Origin of the sequence: Poseidonibacter lekithochrous, from assembly GCF_018861145.1 — a bacterium.
In the GTDB taxonomy this organism is placed as follows: Bacteria; Campylobacterota; Campylobacteria; order Campylobacterales; family Arcobacteraceae; genus Poseidonibacter; species Poseidonibacter lekithochrous_A.
This window is the reverse complement of the sequence record NZ_JAHKQT010000004.1, coordinates 138,692-154,897: the sequence shown is the minus strand read 5'-3', so window position 1 is coordinate 154,897 and position 16,206 is coordinate 138,692. Positions and strand designations below refer to the sequence as shown.

Genomic DNA, 16,206 nt, shown 5'->3' with positions numbered 1-16,206 from the left:
TAACGGAGTAAAGAGCTTTGAATAGATTTTTAAATAGTTTTGAATTTAATGAAAAAAAATATTATTATTGTGACTTAAAAAAAGTTTTTGAATATTCTTCGAAACTAAAAAAACTTCCATATTCACTAAAGATATTATTAGAAACAAATATTAGAAATGCTGATGAAAATGATGTTGAAGAGATTATAAACATTTTTGTTAATAGAAATCATTTAAAGCAAATAAAGTTTTTTGCAAATAGAATCATTATGAATGAATTCAATGCCGTCCCTACTTTAGTTGATTTTATTTCTGCAAGTAAAAATGTAAATCCTAAAATGATGGTTGATATTGTAGTTGATAATATTGATGAAAATGAACAAAAAAATAAAGAAAGATATACTTTTTTAAAATATGTAGGAAATACTTTTGAAAATATATCTATAATTCCTCCAAATAGTAATCTCTTAAATCAAGTAAATTTAGAATACCTATCAACTATGCTTTCAATGAAAATGAAAAATGATAAGGTTGTAGTTCTTCCAGAAGCAATAATTGGCACAGATTTACATAGTTCAATGCTTAATTCTTTAGGTGTTCTTTCTTTAAACGTTGGAAGACTTGAAATACAATCTGTTATGTTAAATTCTTCGATTACTTTTGATCTTCCTAAAGTTATTGGTATAAAAGTTAAAGGCTCGCTAGGACAAGGTACAAGCTTTAATGATGTTCATTTAAGTTTAAAAAACATATTTAAAGAGAATACTATAAACGGAAAGATTATTGAATTTTATGGAGAAGGTTTAAAAAATATATCATTAGAAGATAGAACAATATTATCAAAACTTGTTTCACAGTATAAGGGAGTTTGTGGATATTTTCCCATTGATGCTAATACAATCTTCTTTATTGAACAAACAAGAGGTGTTGATGCTTCACTTATAAAAAACTATTATGAAAAACAAGCATTATATTTATTAGATGATCATGCTCAATATGAAGAAAATTTAGAGTTAGACTTATCAAAAGTTAAGCCTATGGGAATCGCTTTAAAAACACTTGAAGAAGATTTCTTAGTAAAAGAAATTACTAGTAAATTAAAAACTTTTAAAAAAGGAAATTTTGTTAAAGATAATGATATTGTTTTAGCTTTTATTGAAATTTGTTCAAATACAACAAATCCTTCTTTACTAATACAAGCTTCCTTAGTTGCAAAAAATGCATGTGATTTAGGAATTAGTATAAATAAAAATATTTCTAGGTTTATAACTTTTGATTCGCAAGTACAAAAGCAGTTTTTAGAAAAACTAGATTTATATAAGTATTTAGAACAATTAGGTTTTATTTTAAGAGAAAAAAAAGATATGTCTTTAAGTGAAAGTGTTTCTTTAGATATTGAGAAATTTAATCTAAATGTATCATGTATTTCTTATTCAAATGATATTGAGAAAATCAAAAAAAATAGATTTACAAAATCTAAGTGGATATTTTCACCTGCATTATTAATTGCTTATTGTTTAAAAGGTAATTTAGATTTTGATATTACAAAAGAGAGTATTATTCAAGATATTTACTTAAGTGATATTTGGCCAAGTATGATTGAAGTAAATGAATACTTAGAAAAGCTTGATTATTCAGTTTATAAAGATTTATATAAAAATATTTTTGTAGGAAATAGTTATTGGCAAGATTTAGCATATGAAAAAGATGAAAACTACACTTGGGATGAAACCTCTACATATATTTGTAAAACAGATATTTTTAATAAAAAGAATAGAGATGATATTGATATTAAAAATGCAAGAATATTAGCACTTTTAGGTGATAATATTACAAGTGAAGATATCTCACCAAAAGGTAAAATACCTTCTTACTCTCCAACTGCTTTATTTCTTCAATCAAAAGGTTTAAGACCTGATGAGTTTGATACTTTTGAAAATAGATATGCTAGTTCATTTGTAATTATAAAATCAATCTTATCAAATAATAAACTAAAAAATAAGATAGTAAGTCCAAAAGAGGGTGGATATACAAAGGATTTCCAAAGTAGTGAAATTATGTCAATATATGACTTTTCATTAAAGATAAAAGAGAATAAAACTCCTTTAGTGATTTTTGCTGGAAGTAGATTTGGAATAGGTGAGATTAATGATTGGGCGGTAAAAGGATTAAAACTTTTAGGTATTGAAGTAATTATTGCTAAATCTTTTTCTAAAGAGTATAAAAAAGATCTTTTAAGAGTTGGAATTTTACCTTTAGAATTTATTGATGATGATATTGAATCTTTAAAATTAAAAGGTGACGAGCTTATAAATATAAAAACTAATAGATTAAAAATAAATGATAAAATAGATATAGAAATTTTTAAAAACAATCAAAGTAGGGTACTTACCCTACAATCTAGATTAGACACAAATATAGAAATAGAGTATTATAAAAACGGTGGACTTTTAGAGTATTTACTAAAAGATAATTTAAATTAAATACAATTGCAGTTGTATTTAAAAAGAAGATAAAAAAGATTGTTCGCGTAATCTTTTTTATTTAAATTAATGTCTGTAATGAAAGTATAAGAAGTTTTAATTACAAAATGGTTACAAAATTAATTAAAATGTTTTATAAATCATAGTTACTAAAATAATAGCATTTAAAACTAATATATATTTTTTATAAGAGTTCGAATGAACTTTATGTTTAACAATAATTCCAAAATAAACACCAATTAAAGAAAAAACGCCAATAATAGTACCTTCTGTATAAAGCATATGACCACTTAAGGATAAAGAAGTAAATCCTGCAATTGATGAAAAAATTACAAAAAATAGACTAAGAGCAGTGGCTGCTTTTAAGTCATACTTTAAAAATCCTATTAAAATAGGTATTAATATTACTGAACCACCAACTCCAATACTCATAGCTATAAGTCCTGTAAAAAAACCTATAATAAATAAAGTAAGTTTATTTTTTGATCTTTGATCACAATCATGTTCCGCAGGTGTTATAAATATTTTTATAATTGAATAAAATAAAATTAATATAAATAGATATTGTAAGAATTCATTAGATACATTTGTTACAATATATCCACTTTGTAGACCTCCTACAAAACCACCAATACCAAGCATAATTCCGTCTTTTATAACATTAGTAGCTTTTTTTGAGTTTAGAAATGAACCATATATTGATGAAAATACCATTTGCATAATAGAAATAGCAACTGCTTCTTTCATTACAAAGCCAGAGAGTAAAAGCATTGGTACTAAAATCATACCTCCACCAACTCCAAAAAAGCCTGATATAAAACCAGTTATAATTCCAAAAGCAGCTAAATCATACATTTACATTATTTCTTTTTTATTGAGTTCATTGCATTAATGAACTTATTATAATCATCTTCAAGTTTTTTATCTTTTTTACTTACATCAATTCCATCTTCTTCTTTAACAGCAGTTTCTAAAACGTGAATTCTTTCAATTAAATATTTAAACATTTCTTTATTGATATCTGGTAAATCATCATGTGTAAATTTACAGTCTTTATTATCTCTTTTAAGAATTTTTGCAGGAACCCCAACAGCTGTAGAGTTTTTTGGAACATCGCAAACTACAACTGAATTAGCTCCAACTTTAGAATTTTTTCCAATTGTAATATTTCCAAGTACTTTCGCACCACTTCCAATAACAGCATTTGATTTTACAGTTGGATGTCTTTTACCCTTATCTAAACTAACACCACCAAGAGTTACACCTTGATATATTAGTACATCATCTTCAATAATAGTAGTTGCACCAATTACAACACCAATTGCATGATCAATAAATACTCGTCTACCTATCGTTGCAGCTGGGTGAATATCTGTCTTTGTGAATAAAGAGGATATTCCTCCTAATACTCTTGCTGTTCTTCTCCAACCATTTATATATAATTTATTTGTAATCCTATGGTTAATAATAGCCCAAACACCTGGGTAATTAAAAAACAGTTCTACACTAGAATCAAGTGCTGGGTCATTTAGTTTAGGAACAACAAAGTCCTCTTTTATTTGAGCCCAAAAAGAAATACTATTTTCTTTTTTTTCTTCTTCCTCATTTTCTTTAGTCATTATAGCTCCAAATTGTTTTTAAATAATTGTTTTCATTTAAATATTTTTCTAATATTTTATAAGTGTTTATATCCAAATTTTCTTTAAGTTTATTCTTAATATCAGAAGTGTCATAATCAATATCTTCAAGAATATCTATAATAGTTTGAGATTCAATAATTTTTTCAAGAGCTACTTTTCCTTCTTTAAATACTACATTTACTTCCGTTGGATGTGAAAATAGATTATGTTTCATCCCTAAAGTATCTTGATATGCTCCAACATTAAAGAAGCCTAAAAAATACTCTTCTTTATTTAAATCAATATCATGTAAATATAAAGCTTTTTTTGAATCAAAAGGTAACTCTCCATCACTATCACATGTAATATCCCATAATGAAGCAGATCTTGTTGGTTTTTTATCAAGATGTGTTAAAGGCATGATTGGAAATTCTTGGTCTATCCCCCAATAATCAGGAAGAGACTGAAACATAGAGAAATTTAATAAATATTTTTCTTGTATATTTTCATCTAATCTTTTTAACTCTTCATAATCTTCAACTTCAAGCTGAGAAATTGCTTTCTTTATAATTTGATGAGTTAATATTTCAGCATTAGATCTATCTTGTAAGTCAATATATCCTAAATCAAACAGTGTCAATAAGGACTCCATATAATCAATTGCATCATGCATATATTCATAAGATGTCTTTTTAATCATATCTTTAAAAAGTAAATTTAATTCTTCAATTAAAGGAGGGTTTATTTCTTTTAATTTTAAGTTGCATAAATCATATTCAGATGAAAAAAGTTCTAAAACAGGTGTTACTAATACTGTTGATGCAGCTGAAATAAATCGTCCAGATTCTGTGAAAATATTAGGCTCTTCAACACCTTTTTGTTTAGCAATATCTTTTAATGTAAATATTACATCACTTGCAAATTCTCTTAATGAATAAAATCTATTTCTTTCATATGCACTATATTCAACAGCTAATCCACCACCAATATTAATTGCATTTAAATTAATAGCTCCCAAGTTCTTAAGTTCAGCATAAATATGTCCAGACTCTTTTAATGCTTTTTTTAAAGGTTTTATTGAATTCATAGCAGAACCAATATGAAAATGAATCATAGTAAGATACTCTATCATTTCATTTGCTTTTATCATTTCATAAGCTTGAAGTATTTCTGTTGATGTTAATCCAAACTTAGAATTAATTCCACCACTTTTTGCCCAAATACCACTTCCTCCACTATGAAGTCTAACTCTTAATCCGATATTTGGACAGGGAAGACTTGTTTCCTTTTGAATACCTATAATTGTTTCCAATTCGTTGATGCCTTCAATTATAAGTGTTATATTATGGCCTTTACTTCTTGCAATAAAAGCTAAATGAATCATTTCTTTGTCTTTAAACCCGTTAACTGTTATAGGGGAATTAAGATTATTATATGTCATTGCAATAACAAGTTCTGCTTTACTTCCTGCTTCTAAACCATAATTAAACTCTTTACCACTTTGTATAAGTGGATGAATAAAAGTTGGTAGTTGATTTACCTTTAAAGGAAAGACAGCATTAAATGTTCCTTGGTATTTATACTCATCAATACTTGTGTTAAATGTATCATAAAGTGTATTTATTTGTTTTTTTGTTATATGAGGAAATCTTAAAAGTAAGGGTCCTTTAAAGTCTTGCTCTCGAACTTCTTTTACAATAGAGATTAAAGATGGCTTACTCTTATGGTTTACTTTTGCATATCCATTTTCTACTATAAAGTTATCATCACTCCATATATCAATTCCATAATCATTCAAAATTAAAAGTCCTCTATCTTTATAGTTTTTTCCTCTTTAGTATCTAAATTTTTAATATAGATAGTTCCTTCATTTAGCTCTTTTTCTCCAATTAATGCAAGAATATTAGCATTTACTTTTTCTGCAAGTTTAAAGTGTTTTCCAAAAGCTCTTGGTGTGTACTCTACAAGTGTTTTTGTTGTTTTTCTTTTAATATTTGCAGTTTTTAATACTGTATTAATGGAAGTTTCATCTAAAGCACCAATATAAACAATATCTTCTTTTGATTCTTTCATTTTAATAAGTTCAAGTAATCTTTCAATACCAATAGCAAAGCCAATACCAGGAGTTGGACGACCACCTAGGTATTCTACTAACTTATCGTATCTTCCCCCTCCAGCAATTGCACTTTGAGCACCAATCTCATCTGAAACAAACTCAAATGCTGTTTTTGAATAATAGTCTAAACCACGAACTAAATTTGTATCAATTTCATATTCAACACCATTAAAGTCTAGAATTTCTTTTAGTTTTTCAAAGTCAGTATTACATGCATTACATAGGTTATCAGTGATTTTGGGTGCATTGGATAACTGTAATTGACAGTTTTCATTTTTACAATCTAGAACTCTAATCGGATTTTTATCAATTCTTACCTGACAGTCTGCACACAATTTTTCTCTAAAAGAAGATAAATGTTTTACAAGATTTTCTTTATATTGAGGCATACAATTTTCATCTCCAAGCGAATTTAACTGTAGTTTAAACCCAATTTCAAAGAAGTCTAAAATCTCTTTTATCATCATGATTATATTCGCATCTTCAATTACAGAAGCTACTCCAAATACTTCACAACCAAATTGATGAAATTCTCTTAATCTTCCTTTTTGTGGTCTTTCATATCTGAACATAGGCCCATAATAATACCATCTTTGTGTTCCACCCGCACGATCTAGTTTCTTTTGTACAAAATGTCTAACAACACCAGCTGTTCCTTCTGGTCTTAAGCAAACTTCATGTTCACCTTTATCTGTAAAGTTATACATCTCTTTATTTACAATATCTGAACTCTCACCTACTGATCTTTTAAATAAAGCGGTCTCTTCTAAAATCGGTGTTTCCATATATGAAAATCCATATCTTTTAGCAATTGAAGATGCATTATCTACAAAATATGTAAATAATGCACTTTCATCATTTACAATATCTTTCATACCTCTAAGACTCTGTATTATCGCTTTTTTTTCAACTTTACTCATTTAAAAAATCCTCTATTTGTTTTTCTATTTCTTCTATTTTTAAACTTGCATCAATAAACAAATGATTTAATCCAAGCTTAATTATTGTTTCTTTCATTCTATTTTGAATATTTATTAAATACTCAATTCCTCGTAATTCAATTGCATCATTTTCTTTTTGAGAAAGCCTATATTCAAGCTCTGAAGCAGATAGTTCTAATAAAATTACATGACTTGGTAATACATTATTTGTAGCTAATAAATTAAGTTCAATCATTTTTTCTAATGGAAATGTAGAAGCATAAGCAATTCCTGAAATCATTGATCTATCTGAAATTATTATGTTTTGTTTATTAGTAAGAATTACTTCTTCAATATGTTCTGCACGATCTGCTAAAAATAGAAACATTTCGGCAATTGGCGATTTAGCTTCACCATTTAATGCCATAGTTCGTAATTTACGACCAATATCAGTTCCCCCAGGCTCTTTTGTAAAAACAGCATTTTCGTATTTTTTTTGTAATAAATCTAATTGTGTTGATTTTCCAGCTGTATCAATTCCTTCAACAACTACATACATTTCAAAACTTCTTTAGGAACTAGATGCTGGAATTTCCCTTCAAATCTTATGATTTCTCGGACTATTGTTGAAGAGACAAAAGCATTTTCTAATGTAGGCATCAAGTAAAGTGTTTCAATTTTATTATTAATTGATGCATTAGCATAACCCATTTGTAATTCAAATTCAAAGTCAGAAACAGCTCGAAGACCCCTAATAATAGTATTTACATTTAATTGTGTTGCAAGGTCAACTAATAGTGTATCAAATCCTTCAACCCTTACATTTGGTAAATGTTGTGTTGCTGCTATTGAAAACTTTACTCTCTCTTCTTGAGAAAACATAGGCTTTTTTCTTTCACTTTTAGCAACTGCAATTATTACTTCATCAAATATATTCGCAGCACGACTTATAATATCTAAATGACCATTTGTAATTGGGTCAAAAGTACCGCTATATATAGCTTTTCTATTTGACTCTCTTGTATTTAATTCTTTAGGCATTTTTATTTCCATCTTTCATATAAGTTATTGTCAATTTTTAGTAAATCAAACCATTTACCAATTAAGAAATTTTCCATTTCTTCTAATGTTTGTTGACTTGAATAATATCCAAGAACAGGAGGAGCAATTATCACTCCCAAGTTAGATAATTTTAACATATTTTCTAAAGCAATTGAATTAAAGGGCATTTCTCTAGGTGCTAAAACTATATCTCTTTTTTCTTTTAACATCACTGTAAAAGCCCTTGTAATCAATGAATCAGAAATTCCTACGGTACATTTTGCAAGTGTATTCATGGAGCATGGAAGGATAATCATTTTATCTACTTTAAACGAACCAGATGCAATTGGTGCAGCAATATTTGTATCTAAAAATATTTTGACATTTGGATATTGTTCAAAAGTTTTTTTTACAGAAATTCCATTTTCAAGTTTTAATGCAATTTTTGCACTCTTTGAAAGTACTAAAAAAACTTCAATATTTTTAGGAAGTTTTTTAACAAAAGTAAGACCTAAATTAGCTCCACTTGCTCCTGAGATTCCTACAGTAATTTTCAAAAGATACCTTTCTATTTACATATATTTAAAAAGATAATATCTAAAAAAGGCTTTTAATTCAAACTGTATAATTATATGTGTAAAGACATATTCCTACAAATACGAAAAATAGTCTCATTTAGATAATTTTTAAGGTTATGTTAATAATAAAATTGTTAACATAATGTATAAACTTTATATGTAAAAATAAAACATATTGTAAATTTATATATTAAAAATATACTTAATGTTAAGGATTAAATCATGTCAAATATTTTCACGTACACGAGGATAAATAAGAATAATGAAAAATATACAGAAGAACAAAAAGATATTTTAAATAATTATGTAAAAAAACATAATATTGATATTTATAAAAATATAGAGATAGATATTAGTACTCCAAGTGATGAAAAAAATATTTTAGAATTACTAAAAAATTGTGAAAAAAATACAACACTTATTGTTTATGATTTAAATGTCTTTGGAAGAACAATTGAAACAATTTTAGAAATTGTTAAATTTCTTTTATCTAATAAAATAAGAATACTAGTAGTTAAACAAAACCTTGATTTAGTTGATGATAAAGATATGTTAACTCAAATGATTTTAGGAATGATTTCTATGACTATTGGATTAGAAAAAGATTTAATGAGTTTAAGAACAAAAGAGGCATTAAGTGCAAAAAAATTATCAGGTGTTGCTTTAGGAAAACCTGTTGGAACTATTCAAAAATCTAAATTTGATAAGCAAAGAGATAAAATTGAAGAATTATTATCTGTTGGTTTATCTGTTAGAAAAATTGCAAAACTTTTAGGATACAACAATCATATAGGTTTAAATAATTATGTTAAAAAAAGGAATATTAGACAAAATTTGCCAAATACTCTTGATATTGCAAGTTAAGAGAATATATCTATATTATCAAGAGTTAAAGTACTTCTATTATCACTTTATTTATTAATTCTGATATCTCACTCATAGTTAAGCCATCTTTATTCGCATAAAGTTTTTCTTAATCCTTTTTGGGTGGAATTATAGTTCGTTAACAAACTAATATCAAGTTCTTAATTTTTAAATAAATTCAAATTTATTCTTACTTCATATAAGTTATAGTAAAATACTGCCAATTTTAGATATACGGAGTAAATATGAAAGTTTTATTAATTAAAGATGTTCAAGGTACAGGAAAAGCAGGTGAAGTTAAAGAAGTTAAAGATGGATATGGAAAAAACTTTCTAATTGGAAAAGGCCTAGCTTTACATGCAACAAATGCAGTACTAGCAAAATATAAAGCGGATGAAAAAAGAAGAGAAGCTAAAGAAGCTGAAGAATTAGCAGATGCAAAAGAATTAGCAGAAAAATTAAATGCTACAAAACTTACTATTAAACATAAAATTGGTGCAAATGGTCATTTAATTGGTTCTGTTACAAATAAAGAAATTTCAGAAGAATTAAATACTCAATTCTCTATAGAAATTGATAAAAAGAACTTATCATTAGAGAAGAAAATCAAAGCAGAAGGTACTTTTATAGTTGATTGTAAATTAGGTTATGGAGTTCATGCCTCTTTAGAAGTTATAATCATTGGAGAATAATTAGATGTTTGATGCTACAACGATATTAGCTTACAAAGGGAAAAACAAGGCTGTAATTGGAGGTGATGGACAAGTTACTTTTGGCAATACAGTTTTAAAAGGTAATGCTACAAAAATTAGAAAACTTTATAAAGATCAGATACTTTCTGGATTTGCAGGAAGTACTGCTGATGCCTTTAATCTTTATGATATGTTTGAAACTCATCTTGAAAGTACGAAAGGTGATTTATTAAAAGCTGTTATTGCTTTTTCTAAAGAGTGGAGAAAAGATAAGGTTTTAAGAAGACTAGAAGCTATGATGATAGTTTTAAATAAAGACCATATTTTTATTTTAAGTGGAAATGGTGATGTTGTCGAACCTGAAGATGGATGCATTGCATCAATTGGTTCTGGTGGGAACTTTGCTATTTCTGCAGCACGGGCTTTAGCAAAACACTCAGATTTGGATGAAGAACAAGTTGTAAAAGAATCTTTAATGATTGCAGGTGAACTTTGTATTTATACAAATCAAAATATTAAATTATTGAAAATAGAGGATTAAAAAAGTATGGATTTAACACCTAAGCAAATTGTTGCATACTTAGATGATTATATTATTGGACAAGCTAATGCAAAGAAAACAATTGCATTAGCTTTAAGAAATAGATATCGAAGAATGAAAGTAGAACCAGAACTACAAGAAGAAATAATGCCAAAAAATATTCTTATGATTGGTAGTACTGGTATTGGTAAAACAGAAATTGCAAGACGATTAGCAAAAATGATGTCTTTACCTTTTGTAAAAGTTGAAGCTAGTAAATATACAGAAGTTGGTTTTGTAGGTCGTGATGTTGAATCAATGATTAGAGATTTAGTATATGAATCAATAAATATTGTATCAAGAGAATATGAAGATAAAATTAAAGATAAAATAGAAGGTGAAGTTCATAAAAAGATTATTGAAATACTTGTACCTCCACTTCCTGATACTGCAAGCAATAGTGCAAAAGAATCATTTATTAAAACATATAATACTATGGAGAAAAAACTTCTTGATGGATCATTAGATGATAAAAAAATTGAAATAGAAGTTTCTAAAAAAGCTCATGTAGAGATTTTAGACTCAAATATGCCAATGGATATGTCTTCAATGCAAGAAAGCCTAAATAAAATGTTAGGTGGTCTTAATAAAGACAAAATAAAAAAAGAAGTAAGTATTAAAGATGCAAAAGTTTTATTAAGAGATGAAGCTAGTGAATCTTTATTAGATCAAGAAGCTATTAAAATAGAAGCTGTTAAAAGAGCTCAAAATGGTGGAATTATATTTTTAGATGAAATTGATAAAATTGCATCTGGTAAAACTAATCAAAATCAAGACCCAAGTAAAGAAGGTGTTCAAAGAGATTTATTACCTATTGTTGAAGGTAGTTCTGTTCAAACTAAATTTGGGCAAGTTAAAACTGACCATATTTTATTTATAGCAGCTGGTGCATTCCATGTATCAAAACCAAGTGATTTATTACCAGAGCTTCAAGGAAGATTCCCATTAAGAGTTGAATTAGAATCTTTGGATGAAGAAGCTTTATATAAAATATTAACAAATACTAAAAACTCTTTATTAAAACAGTATCAAGCCCTTTTAGCTGTTGAAGAAGTTGAATTAGAGTTTGATGATAGTTCTATTAGAGCCTTTGCAAAGTATTCTGTAACTGCAAATGAGATGACAGAAGATATAGGTGCTAGAAGATTACATACTGTTATAGAAAAAGTAATTGAAGATATCTCTTTTGATGCTGATGAGAAAAAAGGCGAGAAAGTAATTATAACAAAAACTTTAGTTGAAGATAAACTTGATGAGATTGTAGATAACGTAGATACAGCTAGGTATATACTATAGTTTTGAAATTAATAATTTTTTAGATAGAATAAAGAATTAAAGAAATTTAGGAGTTTTTATATGAATATAATTACATTTTGTGAAGTTGATGATTCACTGATTGATAGTGAACATAAAGTTGAACATTTTCATAGTGGAATAAGTGAAAAAGCTGATATTATCATTATAAATATTGATTCAATTTTTGAATTTGAAGAAAATAAAGCTGAAGTATGTAATGAAAAATATGTTTCAGTTGCAATTATTGATGATGAAGAAGATTATGATGCATTTAAAAACTTTGGCATTGATGCTTGGATAAAAGTTTCAGATTTATCCGAAATAAATGGATTACTAAATTTAGTAGAAAAAAGGTTTTTAACATAATAATAGATACTCATTGTCATTTAGACAACAAACAATATTATGAAGATATTGATGCCGTAATTAAGAATGCAATAGAGCATAATGTAAAAGGCTTTTTAATTCCAGGAGCTGATTTTAATGATCTTCCTCAAGCTATTAAATTAGCAGAAAAATATGATGAAGTATTTTTTGCTGTAGGTATTCATCCTTATGATATAGATATGTATGATGAAAAAGTTTTAGAGAAATATATAAATCATCCTAAATGTATAGCAGTTGGAGAGTGTGGTTTAGATTATTTTAGACTTCCTGAAGATGAGGAAGAAAAAAAAGCTAATATTGCAAAACAAAAAGAAGTTTTTATAGCTCAAATAGAGTTTGCAAAAAAAGTAAATAAACCTCTAATTGTTCATGTTCGTGAAGCTTCAAATGATTCAAGACAAATATTAATAGATTATGATGCCAAACAAGTAGGTGGAGTTCTTCACTGTTTTAATGCAAGTGAGCATTTATTACCTCTTTCTGATCATAATTTTTACTTTGGTATTGGTGGTGTCTTAACTTTTAAAAATGCAAAAAAACTAGTAGAAATCTTAACTAAAATTCCAAAAGATAAATTAATTATAGAAACAGACGCTCCTTATCTTACTCCACATCCTTTTAGAGGAAAAAGAAATGAGCCATATTATACAGTTTTTGTAGCTGATAAAATGGCTGAATTATTAGAAATGTCAAGAGAAGAGATTGATAATCTTACTACAAAGAATGCTATTAAATTATTTAAAGAGTTTTCTAGTTTATCTTAACCAAGATATCTAGTTATATAAGAAAATAGGATTTTACTTGAATAAAATAATATTAATTGTATTTTTAGTTTTTACATTTTTTTATACTAACTTAAATGCAGTAAGCTTCACAAAAAAAGATCTTCAAGTCTTAAAAGACTTAGATATCGAGAAATCTTTTGTTCATGATGAACATCTTCAAGATTTATATGATAAATTGTCAGATAAAAATCACATACATGTATATAAAAGAAATTTAAGAGAATCATCTATTTATATTTCAAAAATTAAAGAAGTTTTAAATCAAGAAGGGTTACCTTCAAGCTTTTTATTTTTATCAATGGCTGAATCGAATTTTAGAATAGATGCTAAATCTTCTACGAATGCTCTTGGCTTATGGCAATTTATGCCAACAACTGCAAGAATTCATAAATTAAGAAATGATGAATATGTTGATGAAAGATTAGATTTTATAAAATCAACACATGCAGCTTCAAAGTATTTAAAATCACATCATAAAAGATTTGATAAATGGTATTTAGCAATTTTAGCTTATAATTGTGGGGAAGGTAGAGTAATTGAAGCAATTACAAGAGCAAGTATAGACAAATATATACAGCTTTATCCGAATAAAAAGAATTCTAAAAGAATTACAGAGTATAGAAATACAATAAAAGAATACTTAAGTACGAGAAAAGATTTTTATAAAGTTAATAGAATATATAAAGATATTAGACAGTGGAATATTCCAATTACAGCAAGAGATCTTTTAAAAATACAAGAAAAGGTAGACAGACAATATTTACCAAGTGAAAGTCGTAGTTATTTAAGAAAAATTGTAATTTTAGCAATGATTGCTAATAGAAATTTTCTTAAAAAAGGTTATATTTTTGATAGAGATATAAATGCTACAATTACTACTGTAAAAGTAAAAGGTGGATTACATTTAAGAAGTATTTCAAAAGTATTAAATATGAAACATAATACTTTAGCAAAAATGAATATACATATTAAACAAGAAATTGTACCTTTTGATGTAAAACGTTATGATTTAAATATTCCTTATTCAAAATTAGGTATTTATAATAAAAATAAAAATAAAATAAAAAATGATTCTTTTGTAATTTATAGAGTTAAAAAAGGTGATACTTTATCAGGTATTGCTCATAAATATAAAGTAAAATATGGTTTAATCAAAAAATTTAATGATTTAAAATCAAATAAATTATCATTAAAACAAAAACTTGTTATTCCTGTTGATAAATATAAAGTAAATAAAAAAACAAGAAAAAGCACAAAGAAGATAATATACAAAGTTAAAAAAGGTGATTCTTTAAGTACAATTGCACATAAATTTAAACTTAATATTAAGAAAATAAAAAGAGATAATAATTTGAAATCGAATAAAATAAAAGTTGGAGATAAAATTGCAATATATAAATAAAATTTTTAAATATGGAATAACTACTAGTTTAATAGCTGGTGCACTTTTAATAACAGGATGTTCTTCAAAAAAACAAAGTGTTAAATCTTCAGATATAAATAAAATATATAAAAATACATCAAATAGCCAAATAAGAAACTCTAAAGCAATGCATAGAGCTACCCTTCGACCTTATACCGTTTTTGGTGAAGATTATTATCCATTTATTCCAAATATAAATGATCAGTTCAGTGGAATCGCATCTTGGTATGGACCTAATTTTCATGCTAAAAAAACTTCAAATGGTGAAACATATAATATGTATGCTTTAACAGCTGCACATAAAACCTTACCTATGAATACAGTAGTTAGAGTTGATAATCTTGAAAATGGTAAAAGTGTAGTTGTCCGAGTTAACGATAGAGGTCCTTTTGTTGATGGAAGAATTATTGATTTATCAAATACAGCAGCTCATAAAATCGATATGGTAAAAGATGGAACAGCAAGGGTAAAAATAACTGTTTTAGGATATAATGGCGAAATACAAAATTATAATGCACCTGTACAACAAGTATATAAAAAACCTATTGTAACTAAAGAAGTAGTTAAAGTAGAACCAATCACTCTTATGGATTCAATGGAAATAGAAGAAAAAACTATAGTTCATGATAACTATAATATTCAAGTTGGTGCTTTTAGTAAATTAGAAGGAGCAATGCAAACAAAAAGAAAATATGAAACGATGATAAATAATCAATATAATGTTGATGTAGTAAAAGTGGTTTCAAATAATAGATTTTTGCATAAAGTATTAATTAGAGGTTTTAGCTCACAAAATCAAGCACAGATGTTTAAAGATTCAAATGGTTTAAATAGTGCAATTATAATTAGAAAATAGGGTTTAAAATGGTAGAACAAAATAGAAAAACAAAAGAAACAGATATTAAATGTAAATTAGATATTAATGGAAGTGGTAAATCTAATATTAATACGGGTGTTGGTTTTTTTGATCATATGTTAGAAGCTTTTTCAAAGCATAGTGGAATTGATATTGATTTATCATGTGATGGAGATTTACATATTGATGCACACCATACAGTTGAAGATTGTGGGATAGTATTGGGTAAAGCTTTAAAACAAGAAATCTTCCCAATTGAAGCAGTTGAGAGATATGGAAATGCAACTGTTGTAATGGATGAAGCAGCAGTTACGTGTGCTTTGGATTTATCAAATAGACCTTATTTAGTTTATGAAGTAAATGTTTCAGGAAAAGTGGGAGATTTTGATGTTGAATTAGCAGAAGAATTCTTTCATGCTGTGTCTGGAAATGCTGGATTAACAGTTCATATTATTCAAGAAAGAGGAAGAAATAAACACCATATTTTAGAAGCTAGTTTTAAAGCTTTTGCTGTGGCACTTAGACGTGCACTTCTTAAAAATGAAAGATTAGGTATTCCTAGTACAAAAGGTGTTCTATGAAGGTGT

The 16,206-nt window shown here is 26.8% G+C and carries 17 protein-coding genes; 10 read left to right on the top strand and 7 right to left on the bottom strand.

Annotated elements, in window-relative coordinates; genetic code table 11:
* The first annotated feature begins 17 nt into the window (after positions 1-17).
* Entirely contained in the window at positions 18-2,462 is a 2,445-nt protein-coding gene (locus KO488_RS02635; RefSeq protein ID WP_216057234.1) for an aconitase family protein, read from the top strand.
* Between the two features lie 123 nt (positions 2,463-2,585).
* On the opposite strand, the gene KO488_RS02630 is transcribed toward KO488_RS02635, so the two are convergent.
* The 7 genes from KO488_RS02630 to KO488_RS02600 are packed head-to-tail and all read right to left on the bottom strand — an operon-like array spanning position 2,586 to position 8,715.
* On the bottom strand, positions 2,586-3,317 hold the full coding sequence (locus KO488_RS02630; protein ID WP_216057233.1) for a sulfite exporter TauE/SafE family protein: 732 nt from the start codon (positions 3,315-3,317) through the stop codon (positions 2,586-2,588).
* Positions 3,318-3,322: 5 nt separating this feature from the next.
* On the bottom strand, positions 3,323-4,081 hold the full coding sequence (cysE, locus tag KO488_RS02625) for a serine O-acetyltransferase (RefSeq protein WP_216057232.1): 759 nt from the start codon (positions 4,079-4,081) through the stop codon (positions 3,323-3,325).
* Complete coding sequence (gene speA, locus KO488_RS02620) at positions 4,074-5,882, bottom strand: biosynthetic arginine decarboxylase (RefSeq protein ID WP_216057319.1); 1,809 nt, start codon at positions 5,880-5,882, stop codon at positions 4,074-4,076. Before speA ends, cysE begins: the two co-directional genes overlap by 8 nt.
* Positions 5,882-7,117, bottom strand: a complete 1,236-nt coding sequence (hisS, locus tag KO488_RS02615; RefSeq protein ID WP_216057231.1) for a histidine--tRNA ligase — start codon at positions 7,115-7,117, stop codon at positions 5,882-5,884. Before hisS ends, speA begins: the two co-directional genes overlap by 1 nt.
* On the bottom strand, positions 7,110-7,676 hold the full coding sequence (tmk, locus tag KO488_RS02610; protein ID WP_216057230.1) for a dTMP kinase: 567 nt from the start codon (positions 7,674-7,676) through the stop codon (positions 7,110-7,112). Before tmk ends, hisS begins: the two co-directional genes overlap by 8 nt.
* On the bottom strand, positions 7,667-8,158 hold the full coding sequence (coaD, locus tag KO488_RS02605) for a pantetheine-phosphate adenylyltransferase (RefSeq protein WP_216057229.1): 492 nt from the start codon (positions 8,156-8,158) through the stop codon (positions 7,667-7,669). Before coaD ends, tmk begins: the two co-directional genes overlap by 10 nt.
* Before the next feature lie 2 nt (positions 8,159-8,160).
* Complete coding sequence (locus KO488_RS02600; RefSeq protein WP_216057228.1) at positions 8,161-8,715, bottom strand: UbiX family flavin prenyltransferase; 555 nt, start codon at positions 8,713-8,715, stop codon at positions 8,161-8,163.
* Positions 8,716-8,958: 243 nt separating this feature from the next.
* Here KO488_RS02600 and KO488_RS02595 point away from each other — a divergent pair, with 243 nt between their 5' ends.
* From KO488_RS02595 to hisB, 9 genes are all read left to right on the top strand, one after another.
* Positions 8,959-9,600 carry a recombinase family protein gene (locus KO488_RS02595; RefSeq protein ID WP_216057227.1) on the top strand — a complete coding sequence of 214 codons (642 nt, stop codon included), beginning with the start codon at positions 8,959-8,961 and terminating at the stop codon, positions 9,598-9,600.
* Positions 9,601-9,845: 245 nt separating this feature from the next.
* Positions 9,846-10,292 (top strand): 50S ribosomal protein L9, encoded by a 447-nt coding sequence (rplI, locus tag KO488_RS02590; protein ID WP_216057226.1) that lies wholly within the window; start codon positions 9,846-9,848, stop codon positions 10,290-10,292.
* A gap of 4 nt (positions 10,293-10,296) precedes the next feature.
* On the top strand, positions 10,297-10,833 hold the full coding sequence (gene hslV, locus KO488_RS02585) for an ATP-dependent protease subunit HslV (RefSeq protein ID WP_216057225.1): 537 nt from the start codon (positions 10,297-10,299) through the stop codon (positions 10,831-10,833).
* A gap of 6 nt (positions 10,834-10,839) precedes the next feature.
* A complete protein-coding gene (gene hslU / locus KO488_RS02580; RefSeq protein ID WP_216057224.1) occupies positions 10,840-12,168 on the top strand; it encodes an ATP-dependent protease ATPase subunit HslU in 1,329 nt (442 codons plus the stop codon).
* A gap of 60 nt (positions 12,169-12,228) precedes the next feature.
* Entirely contained in the window at positions 12,229-12,534 is a 306-nt protein-coding gene (locus KO488_RS02575) for a hypothetical protein (protein ID WP_216057223.1), read from the top strand.
* Positions 12,531-13,319 carry a TatD family hydrolase gene (locus KO488_RS02570; RefSeq protein ID WP_216057318.1) on the top strand — a complete coding sequence of 263 codons (789 nt, stop codon included), beginning with the start codon at positions 12,531-12,533 and terminating at the stop codon, positions 13,317-13,319. The genes KO488_RS02575 and KO488_RS02570 overlap by 4 nt, the downstream gene beginning before the upstream one ends.
* Positions 13,320-13,356: 37 nt before the next feature.
* A complete protein-coding gene (locus KO488_RS02565; protein ID WP_216057222.1) occupies positions 13,357-14,742 on the top strand; it encodes a lytic transglycosylase domain-containing protein in 1,386 nt (461 codons plus the stop codon).
* The gene (locus tag KO488_RS02560) at positions 14,726-15,619 is read left to right on the top strand and encodes a septal ring lytic transglycosylase RlpA family protein (RefSeq protein WP_228318975.1); all 894 of its coding nucleotides are present in this window, start codon (positions 14,726-14,728) and stop codon (positions 15,617-15,619) included. Before KO488_RS02565 ends, KO488_RS02560 begins: the two co-directional genes overlap by 17 nt.
* An 8-nt stretch (positions 15,620-15,627) precedes the next feature.
* Entirely contained in the window at positions 15,628-16,200 is a 573-nt protein-coding gene (gene hisB, locus KO488_RS02555) for an imidazoleglycerol-phosphate dehydratase HisB (RefSeq protein ID WP_216057221.1), read from the top strand.
* The last annotated feature ends 6 nt before the right edge of the window (positions 16,201-16,206 follow it).